Here is a 15,622-nt window from a genome sequence, read left to right as displayed (position 1 = left end):
TTCACACCGTCCTGATATAGGCGTCATATTCGACGTCGGTTACACGCAGGGAAAATTCGGAAAGCTCCTGCTGTTTGCAGGCGGAAAACAGCGTGCGGTACTTCTGGCCAAGCGTCGCATAGGCAAAGCTCGACCGCGTGAAACGTTGCAACGCATAGTCCCAGTTGGTGGGCAGCGGCTCGTGATTGATCGCGTGGCTGTCGCCGGCAATCGCGCCCCCCGGTTGGCGCTTCTCCTTCATGCCGGCCAATGCGGCGCTCAGGATCATCGCGACAACGAGATAGGGATTGGTATCGGCGCCGGCGACCCGGTGTTCGATACGGGTCGCGGCCTTGCTGGCAACGATGACACGCACAGCCGCCGAGCGGTTGTCGATGCCCCAGGAGGCGTAGGTCGGTGCGTGTTCGCTGGGGGTCAGACGACGATAGGAATTGGCATGGGGGGCGAAGATCGCCATGCTTTCACCCATGTTTTCCAAGAGGCCGCCGACCGAATGCATCAAAGCATCCGATGGGCCATCCTCTCCGGCGTAGATGTTCCTGCCGTCCCTGTCGAGAACGGAAAAATGCACGTGCATGCCGTTGCCGGCCTGCAACCCATAAGGCTTGGCCATGAAGGTGGCGTCGAGATCATGCCGCCGCGCCACGCCCTTGACGATACGTTTCAGAAAGACCGCGAAATCGGCCGCCTGCAACGCATCCGGAACATGATTGAGGTTGATCTCATATTGGCCGGGACCGTTTTCCCGCAACGTCGTATCGGCAAGCACGCCCTGTGCGCGGCAGGCCGTGGCAATATCATGGAAGACGTCCTCGAAATCCTGCAGTTCGGAAATCGACAGAACCTGGGTCTGGCCCGTGTGCCAGCGGCCCTCGCGGCTATGCGGCGGACGGACGGGATCGAGCGCGGAGCGGACGGGATCGATCAAGTAAAATTCGAGTTCGGTGGCAACGACCGGTGTGAGACCGGCCTTTTTATAAGCGTTCAGAACCTGCGCCAGAACATGGCGCGGATCGCCATAAAAGCCGGTTCCATCCGGATTTTTCATTGCCAGCAGAACCTGCGCCGTCGGGCGGCCAAGCCATGTCACCCGCGACAGCGTGCCTGGAACGGGGAAACAAAACCCGTCCGGATCGCCCGTGCCTTCCGCAAGGCCTGCGGCATGCACATCCCGACCCCAGATATCCAGCGCATAGACCGACCGGGGAATGGCCATTCCCTTTTCAAGAACGTCGATTGCCCGTTCGCGCGGAATCCATTTGCCGCGCGGCACGCCGTTCGCGTCTATGACGAAAGCTTCGAGAATTTCGATATCGGGGTTATCGGCGAAAAATTTCTTTGCGTTTTCAATATCATCCATCATGCACCAGCAAGCCGTTTCCATCTCGTTTCATGCGCAGCGAGTTGCGCTAACGAAAGTCGTCCTGCTGCTGATAGATGAGAAACCTCGCCACCATGATGACGTTTCGCCCCTTTTCCCCTTTAGATCATTACATGATCTAAATTATATAGTTAGAACGGGATTTCAGGCGAAAACCGCTTACACTTTTCGCCATCCCGCCCCAGCATGCGACCATGTTACGTGGCCTGTCCCCGGAAGGCCAGCGGATTTAGCTATCAGGGATTGAACCTTTCAGGGCGATAGGCGTCGATGGCGATAACCGGCGTTTCACCCAGCATGGTTTCCGCCAATACACGGCCGGTGATCGGCCCAAGTGTAAGGCCATGGTGGGCGTGCCCGAAAGCAAACCACAATGTTTTATGGCGCGGCGCTTTGCCGATGATCGGCATCATATCCGGCGTGCAGGGCCTCGCACCCATCCACGGTTCCGCATCCAGCCGGCCGCCGAGAGGAAAGACGGTGCGCGCCACCCGCTCTGCCCGCTCGATCTGCACGGGAGATTTCGGTGCATCGCGTTCAGCAAATTCCGCGCCCGTCGTCAGGCGGATGCCCTTTCGCATCGGCGCGAGGAAATAACCGCGCTCGGCGTCGATCAGCCAGTTATTGAGCTTCGTGCCCTCCTGCGGCGCATAATGCATGTGGTAACCGCGTTTCACACCGAGTGGAAAGCGGTAACCCAGCCGTTCCGTAACGATATCCGCCCAGGGGCCAAGTGCCACGACGGCATGTTCGGCCTCGACCGCGCCGGTTTCGGTGCGCACCGTCCACCCGCTCACCGTCTGGCTGAGGGTGGAGGCATCGCCCCTGACGAAGCTTCCGCCGAGGCTCTCGAACAGCCGGACATAAGCGAGCGTCAGCGCATGCGGATCGCGCACCGACCAGGGATCGTTCCATTTCAGGCCGCCGACGAAATCATGGCTCAGATGCGGCTCGGCTGCGGCAAGCTCCTCGGCGTCGAGTTTCGTATGGGAAATGCCATGGTCGCGCGCCAGACGCTCGGCGAAAGCAAAATCGGCATCCCGCCTTGCGGCGGTTCTGTACGCCTCCATCCAGCCGTTCTTGACGATCAGATCACCGGCTTTCGCCTCCTCGATCAGGATATTGTGCTCCGAAACCGAATGCTCGATCAGCGGCGCATAGGCGCGGGCAATTGCCGCGTGGCGCGAGGCTGCGGAATTGTACCAGTAGCGGCCGAGAAAAGGCGCGATCTTCGGCAAAGCGGAGAGGTGATAGCGGGCATCGATGCTGTTGTTCAGGGAATAGCGCAGCAACAGGGCGAGATCCTGCGGGAAGGCATAAGGCACGACGCCTTCTCTCTGGATCAGCCCGGCATTGCCGAACGAGGTCTCCTCACCCGGCCCGCGCCGGTCGACCAGCACCACCGACTTACCCCTGCGGGCCAGTTGCAAGGCGATGGAGACCCCGATGATCCCTGCCCCCAAAACGATCACATCCGCTGCCATGGCAATCAATCCGTTTCCGCGTCACATGCCCCTCAACATGGGTCGGCATTTTCCGCGAAGCAACAGAAAAATCATCACCTTAACAGAAACAGCAATGCAGCCTAGTGGCTTATAGCGTTCGTTTTCATCGCCTCGATGTTGAAGGCGGCCGCCAGCAACGCCTTGGTATAGTCCTGCTGCGGGTCAGCGAAGATTTCCGCCGCCGGGCCGCTCTCCACCACCTTGCCATGGCGCATGACGATCAGGTCGTTGGCGAGCGCCTTCACCACCTTCAGATCGTGGCTGATGAAGAGATAGGCGAGTTCGTGCTTCGCCTGCAGATCGCGCAGCAGATCGACCACCTGCGCCTGCACGCTCATGTCAAGCGCGGAGGTCGGCTCATCCAACATGACGAAACGCGGTTTCAGCACCATGGCGCGGGCAATAGCGATGCGCTGGCGCTGGCCGCCGGAAAATTCATGCGGATACCGCCAGCGGGTGGCCGGATCGAGGCCGACCTCTTCCAGCGCGGTGGCGACACGCGTATCGCGCTCGTCGGCAGACAGAGACCGCTCATGCACCTTCAGGCCTTCCGCGACAATCTCGCCGACCGACATTCGTGGACTGAGCGAACCGTAAGGATCCTGAAACACCACCTGCAGCCGGTTTCTGAGCGGCTTCATCATTTCATAGGAATAGTGGTCGATCGACTGGCCGATGAAGCTGATACGCCCTTCAGACGCAATCAACCGCGAGAGCGCCAGACCGAGCGTGGTCTTGCCGGAACCGGATTCGCCCACCACGCCCACCGTCTGGCCGGCGCGGAGGGTAATATCGATGCCATCGACCGCCTTCACATGGTCGACCACCCGGCGCATCAGCCCCGCCTTGATGGGAAACCAGACCTTGATATCGTCACCCTGCATGACCACGGGTTTGCTGGCGTCGGAATGTGGCGGCTCGCCCTTCGGCTCCGCCGCCAGAAGATGGCGCGTATAGGCGTGCTGCGGATCGTTGAAAACCTGCTCCACGGTGCCAGTCTCGACAATCTTGCCCTTGGTCATGACGCAGACGCGATCGGCAAACTTGCGAACGATGCCGAGATCGTGGGTGATGAACAGCATGGACATGCCGTGCTGCCTTTTCAGATCGCCGAGCAGCTCCAGAATCTGGGCCTGAACCGTCACGTCGAGCGCCGTCGTCGGTTCATCGGCGATCAGCAGTTTCGGCCGGTTGGCAAGCGCCATGGCAATCATCACGCGCTGCCGCTGGCCGCCGGACAATTCATGCGGATAGGCCTTCAGGCGCTTTTCCGGTTCACGGATGCCAACCTGCAACAACAGTTCCAGCGTGCGCGCCCGCAACTGCGCTCCGGTGATTGCCTGATGCAGTTCCAGAATCTCGCCGATCTGCCGCTCGATGGTGTGGAGCGGGTTGAGCGAGGTCATCGGCTCCTGGAAAATCATGGTGACGTCGTTGCCGCGGACCGCGCGCAGGGAGCGTTCCGGCAAAGTCAGCATATCCTTGCCGTCGAACAGGATTTTCCCCGAGGGATGGCTTGCCGCCGGATAGGGCAGCAATTTGAGAATGGAGTTCGCCGTCACGGACTTGCCGGAACCGGACTCGCCGACGAGGGCAACGACTTCGCCCGGCATCAGATCGAAGGACACATGATCGACAGCGATGCTCGTCGCGCCGCCCTGATGAAAGGCGACGGAGAGATCGCGGACGGAGAGAAGCGGTTGGGTCTTTGTTTCCGTCATGGCGATCACCGGAACGTCTTGCGTGGGTCGAAGGCGTCGCGCACCGCTTCACCGACGAAAATCAACAGTGACAGCATGATGGACATGGTGAAAAACGCAGTGAGGCCAAGCCAGGGGGCCTGAAGGTTGTTCTTGCCCTGCGCGATCATCTCGCCCAGCGACGGCGATCCCGGCGGCATGCCGAAGCCGAGGAAATCGAGCGAGGTGAGCGTCGTGATCGAACCGGAGAGGATGAAGGGCAGGAAGGTCAGTGTTGCCACCATGGCGTTGGGCAGAAGGTGGCGGAACATGATCGTCCAGTTGCCGACGCCGAGTGCGCGGGCGGCGCGGACATATTCGAAGTTTCTGGCCCGCAGGAATTCGGCGCGCACAATGCCGACGAAGCCGACCCATGAAAAGAGCAGCATGATGCCGAGCAGCACGAAGAAGCCCGGCGGCAGGATGGCCGCGATGATGAGCAGGATGTAGAGCACCGGCATGGACGACCAGATTTCGATGAAACGCTGCAACAAAAGGTCAGTCCAACCGCCGAAATAACCCTGGATCGCACCGGCGGTGACGCCGACAAGGGCCGACGCGATGGTCAGCGTCAGGCCGAACAGCACGGAAATGCGGAAACCGTAGATCATCCGCGCCGTGACATCGCGGGCCTGATTGTCGGTTCCGAGCCAATTGAGATTGCCAAGCGTACAGCCGGGATCGGCATCGCCCTGCGGGTAAGCCGAGCAGCGATCCTTTTTATCCATCAGCCAGAAGGGCGCAGTCGGCGCCGAATGGGGAATATTGGAATTCACCGTCTGATAGGAATAGCGGATCGGCGGCCAGATCATCCAGCCATTGGCGTTGATCTCATCCTGAATGAAGGAGGATTTGTAATCGGTCTGGGCAAGGAACCCGCCGAATTTTTCCTCCGGATAATCCACCATGACCGGCACCAGCAACTCGCCCTTGTAGGAAGCGAGAATGGGTTTGTCATTGGCGATGAATTCCGCAATCAGGCTCAGGAAAAACAGGATCAGGAACAGCCAGAAGGACCAGTAACCGCGCCGGTTTGCCTTGAAATTCTGCCAGCGGCGCTTGGTGGTCGGCGAGAACCACGGGCGCTTCGGTTTTACCAGCGTTTCCGTTTCGGCGGCATGGGCAAGTGTCATCACACATCCCTCCGCTCGAAATCGATACGTGGATCGATCCATGTATAGATCAGGTCGGAAATGAGACCGACGACCAGGCCCATCAACGAGAAGATGAAGAGCGTGCCGAAGACGATCGGGTAATCGCGGTTGACCACCGAGAGATAACCGAGGCGGCCGAGGCCATCGAGCGAGAAGATATTCTCGATCAGCAGCGATCCGGTGAAGAAGGCCGAGATGAAGGCGCCGGGAAAACCGGCGATCACGATCAGCATCGCATTGCGAAAGACATGACCATAAAGAACCCTGCGCTCGGTAAGGCCCTTGGCGCGGGCGGTGATGACATATTGTTTCTTGATTTCGTCGATGAAGGAGTTCTTGGTCAGAAGCGTCGTCGTCGCGAAGGCCGAAAGCGACAGTGCGATGAGCGGCAGGGTCAGATGCCAGAAATAGTCGATGATCTTCTGCCACCAGTTCAGCTGATCAAAATTATCCGATACCAGACCGCGCAGCGGGAACCAGTCGAAGAAGGAGCCGCCGGCGAAGAGGACGATGAGCAGGATACCGAACAGGAAGCTTGGCACGGCATAACCGATGATGATGATGCCGGAGGTCCAGACATCGAAGGTCGAGCCGTCGGACACGGCCTTCTTGATGCCGAGCGGAATGGAGATGATGTAGGAAATGATCAGGATCCAGAAGCCGAGCGAGGCCGAGACCGGCAGCTTGTCGATGATGAGATCGATCACCGAGGAATTGCGGAAGAAGCTGTCGCCGAAATCGAAGCGGATGTAATTCCACATCATCTCGAGAAAACGGGTAAGCGGCGGCTTGTCGAAGCCGAACTGTTTTTCGAGCTTGGCGATCAGTTCCGGATCGAGACCCTGCGCACCGCGATATTTCGAACCGCTATCATCGAAACCGCCGGACTGGCCCATGAGATCGCCGCCGCCCGATAACCGGTCGGAGGCGCTGTCGCCCTGCCCGGTCAATTGCGCGACGACCTGTTCCACCGGCCCGCCCGGCGCGAACTGGATGACGAGAAACGAAATGCCCATAATGCCGATGATGGTCGGGATCATCAGCGCCAGACGTCTGAGGATATAGGCGCCCATCAGCCTCTGCTCCCGGCCGATACGTCAGCGGTTTTCGTTTCTGTCAAACCCGGTCCTTTCCTGAAAGCGCCTGCCTGCGCTTTAAGCGATTCGTCTCGCCCTATGTGAATCAAGCCTTCGCCGCGAAAGCAAGGCCGGCGTCAGTTTCCGGCCTGGCTGGACCACCATGCATCGGGAAAACCGACACCATATTGGGGCAGGTTTTCCGGACGGATAAGCGTGTTCCAGTAAGCGATGAACATCTCGCCGCGGTAGAATTGCGGGATGACGTAGCTGTTTGCCAGAAGCACCCGGTCGAGCGCGCGTGCGGCGGCCACCTGTTCATCCCGGTTGGGCGCAAATATGACCTTCCTGACCAACGCATCGACGGCGGGATTCTTGATTCCGGCAATATTGTTGGACCCCTGCCGGTCGGCGGCGGCCGAGCCCCAGAAATCCGCCTGTTCGTTCCCGGGGTTCGCCGACGTCGCCCAGAGCTTGACGATCACGTCATAATCGAAGCTGCGTGTGCGGTTGGTATATTGCGAGGCGTCAACGGTCCGGATCGTCGCGTTGATGCCGATCTTCTTCAGATTCTGCACATAGGGAAGGATGGTTCTTTCCATGCCGGCGGAATCGATCAGAAACTCCATATCGAGCGGCTGTCCGGTTTTGGCATTGACCATGCGGTTGCCGCGCAGCTCGTAGCCGGCTTCCTTCATCAGCTTGACCGCCTCGCGCAGATTGTCACGCTGCTTGGCCGGATCACCCGCGACCGGATTGCGATATTCGGTGGTGAAAACCTCTGGCGGAACCTGATCCTTCAGTTCCTGAAGAATTTCCAGCTCGCGACCGGTCGGCAGGCCGGAAGAGGCCAGCTCGCTGCCCATGAAGAAGCTGTTGATGCGCTGGAACTGGCCGTAAGCCAGCGTTCGGTTCAGCTCCTCGAAATCGAAAGCATAATTGAGCGCCTTGCGCAGGTTCGGGTTCTGGAACTTTTCGCGGCGCATATTCGGCACGAAGGCCTGCATGATGCCGACGGAACGATAGATATTCGGCAGTTCTTCCTTCTTGACGCGGCCTTCCTTGACGGCCGGGAAATCATAACCCGTGACCCAGCGGCTGGAGGAGGCTTCCTGGCGGAAATCGACGGTGCCGGACTTGAAGGCCTGGAATTCGACATCCTGATCGGCGAAGAAGGTGTAGGCGATGGTTTTGAAATTGTTCATCCCCACATTCACATTGACGTCCTTGCCCCAGTAGTCGTCGCGGCGTTCGTAAGCGATTGTCGAGCCGGGAGAGACTGAGGCAATCTTGTAGGGGCCGGAACCCATGACCGGCTCCAGCGTGCCGCGCGATATATCGCGCGGCTTGCCGTCCGGGCCGTTGGCTTCCCACCAGTGCTTGGGAACGATCAGCAATTGCCCGACGATCTGCGGCAATTCGCGATTGTTCTTTTCATCGAAAGTGAAGGTGATGTCCCTTTCGCCGCTCACCTCCGCCTTGGTGACATGGGTGTAATAGGTCGCCAGCTGCGGGCTCAAATCCTTGGCCTTTTCGAAGCTGAAAACGACATCCTCCGGTGTCACCGGCTTGCCATCGGCCCATTTGGCCTCGGCGCGCAGCCGGAAGGTGGCTTTCGAAATATCGTCCGGGTAGCTCACGCCCTCGGCCAGAAGACCGTAGGAGGCCGACAGCTCCTCTTCCGTCGATTTCATCAATGTATCGAAAACCAGCGACAGGCCGGTCGCCGCCTCCCCCTTGGCAAGCAGCGGATTAAGGGTATCGAAAGTGCCCGCCGTCGACAGGCGAAGGGTGCCGCCTTTCGGCGCCTTGGTGTTCACATAGTCGAAATGATCGAAGCCATCGGGATGTTTCAGTTCCCCGACCGTCGAAATCCCCTTCCGCCACACGTCGGCCGATTGTGCGGAGGCCGCCGCCGGTATCAGCAGGGCGGATGCCGCAAGAGCAATGAGGAGACGGGATTTCAGTGGTGCCAATATCATTGGGGGAATGTCCCTGTTTGCGCGTTTGTTGGAGAGAGCATAAAACAAAGATTGGCAAAAAACAGATGCGCTGGCTCACAAGCTCTTTATCCGCGCCTTTATCCGCCCGCTTTGCAACAGGCGGGGCGAAACATGGTTTCAACAAAATCCCGTTCCAGTTTATCTTAAGGGGAAGAGAATCATCTGATCGGACGGGCACGACGATATGACGGCGGGATCATCGAGAGTTTTCAAGGCGGCCATGCTGGCGATTTCGGTCGTCTCCGCGCTGCAGTTGCAGATGGAAACCGCATCGGCCGAGGACAGGCCCGCGAAAGAAGTGTTCGGCCACATGGCGCTGCCTTCCGCCACGGGCTCGCAGCCGATCGGCTCCTATGCCAAGGGCTGCCAGTCCGGCGCCATCGCCATGCCGACGGACGGTCCCGGCTGGCAGGCCATGCGCCTTTCCCGCAACCGGCGCTGGGGCCAGCCGCAGATGATTTCCTTCCTCGAACAATTTTCGCAGGATGCCCAGAAGATCGGCTGGCCGGGCCTGCTGCTGGGCGATATTTCCCAACCGCGCGGCGGGCCGATGCTGACCGGCCATGCGTCGCACCAGATCGGCCTCGATGTGGACATCTGGTGGCGGCCGATGCCGACCCCGCGGCTCACCGCGGAGCAGCGCGAAACCGTGCCTTTCATCTCCATGCTGGACAAGAGCAAGTTCCTGACGGTCGATGACCGCAAGTGGTCACCGCTCAATGCCCGGCTGGTGATGATGGCGGCGAGCTACCCGCAGGTGGAGCGTGTCTTCGTCAACCCGGCCATCAAGCAGAAACTCTGCCAGACATGGACCGGCGACCGCACCTTTATGGGCAAGATCAGGCCGATCTACGGCCATGACGAGCATTTCCACATCCGTCTCGAATGCCCGCCGGGCGCGCCCAATTGCAAACCGCAGGCGGCCGTGGGCAAAGGCGACGGCTGCGACAAGTCGCTTGCCTGGTGGTTCAGCAAGGAACCATGGGCGCCGCCGAAAAAGGACCCCAATGCCAAGCCGGTGAAACCGCGCCCGGTCATGGTTTCCGATCTGCCCTCGGCCTGCGCCGCCGTGGCTGCCGCCCCTTCCGCCAATCCCGAGGGACTTGCGGCCCAGGCCTATTCGCCTGCTCCGGCAACGCGCCAGCAAAGCGTGGAGCAGGTCATTCAGGCGGCCCCCGCCCTGCAGCCGCCTTCGGATATTCCGCTTCCCACCCAGCGCCCGACATTGAACTGAAACAGAAATGAGGCATTCAACAGCTTCCCTTTTCAAATGGCGGCAAGCTGCTATAGAAGGCTTCAAATCGATTTAATTCTTGATGGAACGGGCTGGAACCATGGAAGGACAACGCTGTATCGCGCTCATCGCTCACGACGAAAAAAAGGACGATATGGCGGATTTCGCCCGTCATCACCAGAAGGCGCTTGCCGGTTTCAGGATCGTCGCCACCGGCACCACCGGCGGGCGGGTACAGGAAGCCTGTCCGGGTCTTGAAGTCATTCGCCTCAAAAGCGGACCTCTCGGCGGCGACCAGCAGATTGGCGCGATGATTGCGACCGGCGAGGTGGATATGCTGATCTTCTTCACCGACCCACTGACGGCCATGCCGCATGATGTGGATGTGAAGGCGCTGACGCGACTTGCTACGGTTTACGATATTCCCATGGCGCTCAACCGCGCCACCGCAGAAAATCTCATCGACTTCCACGTCGCCAACTGAACCTCCCAACATGGAACAGGCAATGCCGAAGACGTCCGATACCGAATATCTGTCCTTTCCGATCCTGCTTGGCGACATCGGCGGCACTAATGCCCGCTTTTCCATTCTGATCGATTCCTTTGCCGAACCGGTGCACCTCACCACCGTCAAGACGGCGGAATATCCGACCATCGACGACGCCATCCAGCAGGCGGTTCTGGACAAGACGTCGCTTCAGCCGGTCTCGACCATTCTGGCGATTGCCGGCCCGATCGAAGGTGACGAGATTCCGCTCACCAATTGCCATTGGGTCGTCAAGCCGAAGGACATGCTGGCCAATCTTGGCCTAAAGGATGTCATCGTCATCAACGACTTCGAGGCGCAGGCTCTGGCGATTGCAGCGCTTGACGACAACAACCGCGAACCCATCGGCTCCGGCCGAAAGGATGTGCTGGCATCGCGCGTCGTTCTTGGACCGGGCACGGGGCTTGGTGTCGCCGGGCTGGTTTACGCGCGTCATATGTGGTTCCCGGTGCCTGGTGAGGGCGGCCATATCGATATCGGCCCGAGAAGCGCGCGTGACTATGCGGTTTTCCCGCATATCGAAACCATCGAGGGCCGTGTCGCCGGGGAGCAGATCCTGTGCGGGCGCGGGCTGGTCAATCTTTACCGGGCCGTCTGCACCGCCGATGGCATCGAGCCTGTCTTTTCCGATCCGGCCGACATTACTTCTCAAGGGCTTTCGGGCGAGAACCCGCAGGCGAAAGAGACCCTGTCCCTTTTCAGCACCTATCTCGGCCGCGTGGCCGGTGACCTCGCGCTGATCTTCATGGCGAAGGGCGGTGTCTATCTGGCCGGCGGTATTTCGCAGAAGATCATTCCGGCGCTGAAGAGCCCGGAATTCCGGGCTGCCTTCGAAGACAAGGCGCCGCACAGCGCGCTGATGCGGACCATTCCCACCTTCGTCGTCACCCATCCGCAGGCGGCGCTTTCCGGGCTTGCCACCTATTCGAGAACGCCGTCCGATTTCGGCCTGTCGCTGGACGGACGACGCTGGAGGGCCTGATCGTTTCCAACGGTCAGCCCTTCGTGATGCTTGCGAAGCAGGCGGGCGGTCTTTAACGTCGCTGCTGAAACAGCAATCGACAAATACCGGCGGATTTCGATCCGCCCGAGATGAAAAGTGAGTGACAGCATGGGCAGCAGCGGCATGAAACTGGTGGTGGTCGGCGCGGCGGGCCGCATGGGACAGGCGCTGATCCGCCTCATTCACCAGACCCCCGGCGTCCAGCTGCATGCCGCCGTCGCGCGCGAAGGCTCGGCTTTTGTCGGCCGCGATGCGGGCGAGATTGCGGGTCTTGGCCCGATCGGTGTCGAAATCACCAGCGATCCCCTTCAGGCATTTCTGCATGCGGAAGGGGTGATTGATTTCACCTCGCCGGCAACCAGCGTCACCTTTGCCGGCCTCGCCGCACAGGCCCGCATCGTGCATGTCATCGGCACCACGGGCTGCTCGGCGGAAGACGAGGAAAAATTCAAGGCGGCGTCGCGCCATGCCCGCATCGTCAAGTCGGGCAATATGAGCCTCGGCGTCAATCTGCTCAGTGTTCTCACACAGCAGGCGGCACAGGCGCTGGATGCGCAGAACTGGGATATCGAAATCCTTGAAATGCACCACAAGCACAAGGTGGATGCGCCCTCAGGCACCGCCCTTCTGCTCGGCGAGGCGGCAGCAGCCGGCCGCAAGGTCGATCTCACCGCGTCCTCGGTGCGCGTACGCGACGGGCATACGGGCGCGCGTGAGGCGGGCACCATCGGTTTTGCCACGCTGCGTGGCGGTTCGGTGATCGGCGAACATTCTGTCATTTTCGCCGGAGAGGGCGAGCGCGTCGAACTTTCGCACTATGCCGGCGACCGCTCTATCTTCGCACGCGGGGCAATCGTCGCGGCGCTTTGGGCCTTCGACAAGAAGCCGGGCTTTTATTCCATGCTGGATGTGCTGGGGCTTTCGCAGCCCGAATAAGCCTGCACCTTAATTTTCAACCGTGAATTCGACCGTATCGGCCGAGAAGCGGCTGATGGCATATTGCACGGGCACGCCATCCATATCGGCATTCAGCGCCTGGGTGACGAGCAGGATTGCGCCCGGCGACAGTTCCAGATCGGCCAGATCCTGCGTGTCCGCATGGCTGGCGGAAATGACGGTGGAAATACGCACGTAATCCGCCACGCCCAGCATATTGAAGGCAACGGTAATCGAGCCGCTCTTCTGGTAGGCCTCTCCTATTCCGCCGAAACGATCGGCCGGGAACCATGTGGTCGAACGGGAAACCGGGCGGTTATCGGCCTTGCGCAGCGTTTCCAGACGTATGAGCGGCGCACCCGCCGGCAATTGCAGCCGTGCCGCCAGATCGGCATTGGCCGGTTCGGTCGTGTGGGAAAGAAGCAGCGCTTCCATTTCCTTGACCTGATCGCCGATGCCCTCTGTAAATCGCGTGCGCCGTGAAATCGGAAAACTCAGGCGCTCCTTGCGGGCGATCATCGTGCCGCGCCCCTGCATCGGCTCGAGAATGCCTTCGCTAGCCAGCGCCGCAATGGCGCTTCTGACGGTATGACGGTTGACGCCGAATTTTTCGGCCAGCGTCATTTCCGGCGGCAACATGCCGGTTTCATCGTGATCGCCCGCCGCGATCTCGCCTCTGATCCTGTCGGCGATCTGCCGCCAGAGCGCCACGCCGTTCTTTCTTTTCATCGCTGCCGAAGGGCCCATGTCACACGCTTGTCATTCACGAACGTTAAATGTACCTTATATTGTATAGTTGTCTATATCAATAGACATTAGAGGTCAAGCGATGATTCACGAAACTGCAAATTTGCATGCAGACAGAAAGCGGGTGGCGGCGCTTCTTGCCCGCGCCACCGTGCAGGAACTCGAAACCGTCTGGAACCGGCAGGATGAGAGCCCCCGGACGGAAAATGTGCGCGGGCCGGAAACCGGGCTCGTCATGGTCAAGGGCCGTATCGGCGGTGGCGGCGCGTCCTTCAATCTGGGCGAGACGACCGTTACCCGGGCAACCGTCAAGCTTGCCTCGGGCACCGTCGGTCACGCCCATGTTCTCGGCACCGGCCGCAAGAAGGCCTGGTACGCCGCCGTTTTCGATGCGCTCTGGCAGGAAAGCCCGACCCGCAGCTTTGTCGAGACCGAGCTTCTTTCACCGGTCGAGAAACGACTGGCCGAGGAGAAGGACAGGAAAACAAAAGAGACCGCCGCCACCCGGGTCGATTTCTTCACCATGGTTCGAGGAGAAGATTGATGAGCGTCAAGGCCGAAGCATTGACGGGCGGTTTTTCCGACGCCGTCTTCGATTCCCAACGGATTTTCAAGAAACTCATGGATGGCATGGCCCGGCCGGGCACGCCGCAGACAATCGAAACCGCAGTCGCCCCCCCATTGCCACTCGACCCCGCCACCGGCGCGGTTCTGCTGGCGCTCTGCGATCACGATACGCCGGTCTGGCTGAGCGGCGCCCTGCGGAAAACGACCGTCCCCGGCTGGATCGGATTTCATACGGGTGCCGTTCCGACGGAAGAAAAAAGCGCGGCGCATTTCGCCGTCATCGAAGCGGGCAGCGCCATAGCCTCCTTCGGTCTCTTCGCCCAGGGAAGTCAGGAATATCCCGACCGCTCCACCACGTTCATCATCGAGCTGCCTGATCTGGATGGAGGACGGGAATTGCTGCTCTCCGGCCCCGGTATCCGCCACGTCAACATCATCAGCCCCACGGGCCTGCCGGACATATTCCCGCGGCTGTGGGCGGAGAACAACGCCATCTTCCCGCGCGGCGTCGACCTCATCCTGACATCCGCCGACAGATTTGTCTGCCTGCCGCGCACGACGCGCATTCAACCCGTGGAGGCGTAAGATGTATGTTGCTGTCAAAGGCGGGGAAACCGCCATTGCCAACGCCCACCGGCTTCTGGCCGACAGGCGGCGCGGAGACCGCCACCTGCCCGCGATGACGGTTTCGCAGATCGTTTCGCAGCTTTCGCTCGCCGTCGACCGGGTGATGGCGGAAGCGTCTCTTTACGATCAGTCGCTTGCAGCCCTTGCCGTCAAGCAGGCCCGCGGCGACATGATCGAGGCCATCTTCCTGCTGCGCGCCTATCGCACGACCCTGCCGCGTTTCGGTTATTCGGTTCCGGTCGATACCGCTGACATGACGGTGCAGCGGCGCGTTTCCGCGACCTATAAGGATTTGCCGGGCGGACAATTGCTCGGACCGACCTTCGATTACACCCATCGCCTGCTCGATCCTTCGCTTCTGGAGGATGAAGTCGTTGAGACAGCCACCCAGCGCGAAGGCGAGCCGGAACATGTCATGCGCGTCTCAGACATTCTGGCGCAAGAAGGACTGATCGAAACCGACGGCGATATGCCGGCTGACCATATTGCCGGCGACCTAACGCGGGAGCCGATGGAATTTCCAATGCCGCGTGACCTGCGCCTGCAATCGCTGGCACGTGGTGATGAGGGTTTCCTTCTGGCGCTCGCTTATTCGACGCAGCGCGGTTACGGCCGCACCCATCCGTTCGTCGGTGAAATCCGCATCGGCGAGGTGGAGGTGGAACTGGAGGTGCCGGAACTCGGCTTCTCCGTGTCGCTTGGCGACATACAGGTCACTGAATGCCAGATGGTCAACCAGTTCAAGGGTTCGGCCAAGGCACCGCCGCAATTCACACGCGGCTACGGTCTGGTGTTCGGCCAGAGCGAGCGCAAGGCGATGGCCATGTCGCTGGTCGACCGGGCGCTGCGGGCAGGCGAATTCGGCGAGGACGTCGTGGCCCCCGCGCAGGACGAGGAATTCGTCATTTCACACGCCGACAACGTTCAGGCGACGGGTTTCGTCGAACATCTGAAACTGCCGCACTACGTGGATTTTCAGGCCGAACTCGGTCTGGTCAGGAAAATGCGCGCCGATTTCGAGGCGATCAACGCCGATGGCGCGGAGTGGATGGGCGATGCGGCCGAATAGCTCAGCGGCTGTGCTGCTCGCCAAACCAGTAAGC

The 15,622-nt window shown here is 60.2% G+C and carries 14 protein-coding genes; 7 read left to right on the top strand and 7 right to left on the bottom strand.

All coding sequences use genetic code 11. From position 1 onward, the window contains the following. Nucleotide 1: 1 nt before the first annotated feature. The 6 genes from ACQZ40_RS00475 to ACQZ40_RS00450 form a co-directional block, all read right to left on the bottom strand. Entirely contained in the window at nt 2–1,363 is a 1,362-nt protein-coding gene (locus ACQZ40_RS00475) for a glutamine synthetase family protein (protein WP_161987720.1), read from the bottom strand. A gap of 254 nt (nt 1,364–1,617) precedes the next feature. Next, nucleotides 1,618–2,865, bottom strand: coding sequence for an NAD(P)/FAD-dependent oxidoreductase (locus tag ACQZ40_RS00470; RefSeq protein WP_078051417.1), 1,248 nt, complete (start codon nt 2,863–2,865; stop codon nt 1,618–1,620). A 101-nt stretch (nt 2,866–2,966) separates the two neighbouring features. Further along, nucleotides 2,967–4,607: an ABC transporter ATP-binding protein gene (locus tag ACQZ40_RS00465; RefSeq protein ID WP_078051543.1), complete on the bottom strand. Its 1,641-nt coding sequence runs from the start codon at nt 4,605–4,607 to the stop codon at nt 2,967–2,969. Between the two features lie 5 nt (nt 4,608–4,612). Continuing rightward, nucleotides 4,613–5,758: an ABC transporter permease gene (locus tag ACQZ40_RS00460; protein WP_142844188.1), complete on the bottom strand. Its 1,146-nt coding sequence runs from the start codon at nt 5,756–5,758 to the stop codon at nt 4,613–4,615. Continuing rightward, nucleotides 5,758–6,852 (bottom strand): microcin C ABC transporter permease YejB, encoded by a 1,095-nt coding sequence (locus ACQZ40_RS00455; protein ID WP_065654722.1) that lies wholly within the window; start codon nt 6,850–6,852, stop codon nt 5,758–5,760. The genes ACQZ40_RS00460 and ACQZ40_RS00455 overlap by 1 nt, the downstream gene beginning before the upstream one ends. 140 nt (nt 6,853–6,992) lie before the next feature. Next, nucleotides 6,993–8,837, bottom strand: a complete 1,845-nt coding sequence (locus tag ACQZ40_RS00450) for an extracellular solute-binding protein (protein WP_271044790.1) — start codon at nt 8,835–8,837, stop codon at nt 6,993–6,995. Between the two features lie 205 nt (nt 8,838–9,042). Between ACQZ40_RS00450 and mepA the strand changes: the two genes are divergently transcribed. From mepA to dapB, 4 genes are all read left to right on the top strand, one after another. Next, the gene (gene mepA / locus ACQZ40_RS00445; protein WP_149742774.1) at nt 9,043–10,092 is read left to right on the top strand and encodes a penicillin-insensitive murein endopeptidase; all 1,050 of its coding nucleotides are present in this window, start codon (nt 9,043–9,045) and stop codon (nt 10,090–10,092) included. 100 nt (nt 10,093–10,192) lie between these two features. After that, nucleotides 10,193–10,576 (top strand): methylglyoxal synthase, encoded by a 384-nt coding sequence (locus tag ACQZ40_RS00440; RefSeq protein WP_003524431.1) that lies wholly within the window; start codon nt 10,193–10,195, stop codon nt 10,574–10,576. A gap of 22 nt (nt 10,577–10,598) precedes the next feature. Beyond that, entirely contained in the window at nt 10,599–11,621 is a 1,023-nt protein-coding gene (locus ACQZ40_RS00435) for a glucokinase (protein ID WP_448747171.1), read from the top strand. A 129-nt stretch (nt 11,622–11,750) separates the two neighbouring features. Further along, nucleotides 11,751–12,578: a 4-hydroxy-tetrahydrodipicolinate reductase gene (gene dapB / locus ACQZ40_RS00430; RefSeq protein ID WP_271044966.1), complete on the top strand. Its 828-nt coding sequence runs from the start codon at nt 11,751–11,753 to the stop codon at nt 12,576–12,578. A gap of 9 nt (nt 12,579–12,587) precedes the next feature. On the opposite strand, the gene phnF is transcribed toward dapB, so the two are convergent. After that, nucleotides 12,588–13,325, bottom strand: a complete 738-nt coding sequence (gene phnF, locus ACQZ40_RS00425) for a phosphonate metabolism transcriptional regulator PhnF (RefSeq protein ID WP_448747170.1) — start codon at nt 13,323–13,325, stop codon at nt 12,588–12,590. A gap of 82 nt (nt 13,326–13,407) precedes the next feature. Between phnF and phnG the strand changes: the two genes are divergently transcribed. Genes phnG through ACQZ40_RS00410 form a run of 3 tightly spaced genes read left to right on the top strand, consistent with a single transcriptional unit; the run spans nt 13,408 to nt 15,588 of the window. Next, on the top strand, nt 13,408–13,869 hold the full coding sequence (gene phnG / locus ACQZ40_RS00420) for a phosphonate C-P lyase system protein PhnG (RefSeq protein WP_448747169.1): 462 nt from the start codon (nt 13,408–13,410) through the stop codon (nt 13,867–13,869). Then, nucleotides 13,869–14,477 carry a phosphonate C-P lyase system protein PhnH gene (gene phnH / locus ACQZ40_RS00415; protein ID WP_448747168.1) on the top strand — a complete coding sequence of 203 codons (609 nt, stop codon included), beginning with the start codon at nt 13,869–13,871 and terminating at the stop codon, nt 14,475–14,477. Before phnG ends, phnH begins: the two co-directional genes overlap by 1 nt. 1 nt (nt 14,478) lies before the next feature. Continuing rightward, the gene (locus ACQZ40_RS00410) at nt 14,479–15,588 is read left to right on the top strand and encodes a carbon-phosphorus lyase complex subunit PhnI (protein ID WP_448747167.1); all 1,110 of its coding nucleotides are present in this window, start codon (nt 14,479–14,481) and stop codon (nt 15,586–15,588) included. The last annotated feature ends 34 nt before the right edge of the window (nt 15,589–15,622 follow it).

Source organism: Agrobacterium sp. 16-172Ci (assembly GCF_053522725.1).
This window is presented reverse-complemented; position numbering and strand designations above follow the sequence as displayed.

Excerpts from the sequence above, each read along its gene's own strand:
- ACQZ40_RS00475 (WP_161987720.1), bottom strand. The coding sequence starts at position 1,363 with ATGATGGATGATATTGAAAACGCAAAGAAATTTTTCGCCGATAACCCC.
- ACQZ40_RS00470 (WP_078051417.1), bottom strand. The coding sequence starts at position 2,865 with ATGGCAGCGGATGTGATCGTTTTGGGGGCAGGGATCATCGGGGTCTCC.
- ACQZ40_RS00465 (WP_078051543.1), bottom strand. The coding sequence starts at position 4,607 with ATGACGGAAACAAAGACCCAACCGCTTCTCTCCGTCCGCGATCTCTCC.
- ACQZ40_RS00460 (WP_142844188.1), bottom strand. The coding sequence starts at position 5,758 with ATGACACTTGCCCATGCCGCCGAAACGGAAACGCTGGTAAAACCGAAG.
- ACQZ40_RS00455 (WP_065654722.1), bottom strand. The coding sequence starts at position 6,852 with ATGGGCGCCTATATCCTCAGACGTCTGGCGCTGATGATCCCGACCATC.
- ACQZ40_RS00450 (WP_271044790.1), bottom strand. The coding sequence starts at position 8,837 with ATGATATTGGCACCACTGAAATCCCGTCTCCTCATTGCTCTTGCGGCA.
- mepA (WP_149742774.1), top strand. The coding sequence starts at position 9,043 with ATGACGGCGGGATCATCGAGAGTTTTCAAGGCGGCCATGCTGGCGATT.
- ACQZ40_RS00440 (WP_003524431.1), top strand. The coding sequence starts at position 10,193 with ATGGAAGGACAACGCTGTATCGCGCTCATCGCTCACGACGAAAAAAAG.
- ACQZ40_RS00435 (WP_448747171.1), top strand. The coding sequence starts at position 10,599 with ATGCCGAAGACGTCCGATACCGAATATCTGTCCTTTCCGATCCTGCTT.
- dapB (WP_271044966.1), top strand. The coding sequence starts at position 11,751 with ATGGGCAGCAGCGGCATGAAACTGGTGGTGGTCGGCGCGGCGGGCCGC.
- phnF (WP_448747170.1), bottom strand. The coding sequence starts at position 13,325 with ATGGGCCCTTCGGCAGCGATGAAAAGAAAGAACGGCGTGGCGCTCTGG.
- phnG (WP_448747169.1), top strand. The coding sequence starts at position 13,408 with ATGATTCACGAAACTGCAAATTTGCATGCAGACAGAAAGCGGGTGGCG.
- phnH (WP_448747168.1), top strand. The coding sequence starts at position 13,869 with ATGAGCGTCAAGGCCGAAGCATTGACGGGCGGTTTTTCCGACGCCGTC.
- ACQZ40_RS00410 (WP_448747167.1), top strand. The coding sequence starts at position 14,479 with ATGTATGTTGCTGTCAAAGGCGGGGAAACCGCCATTGCCAACGCCCAC.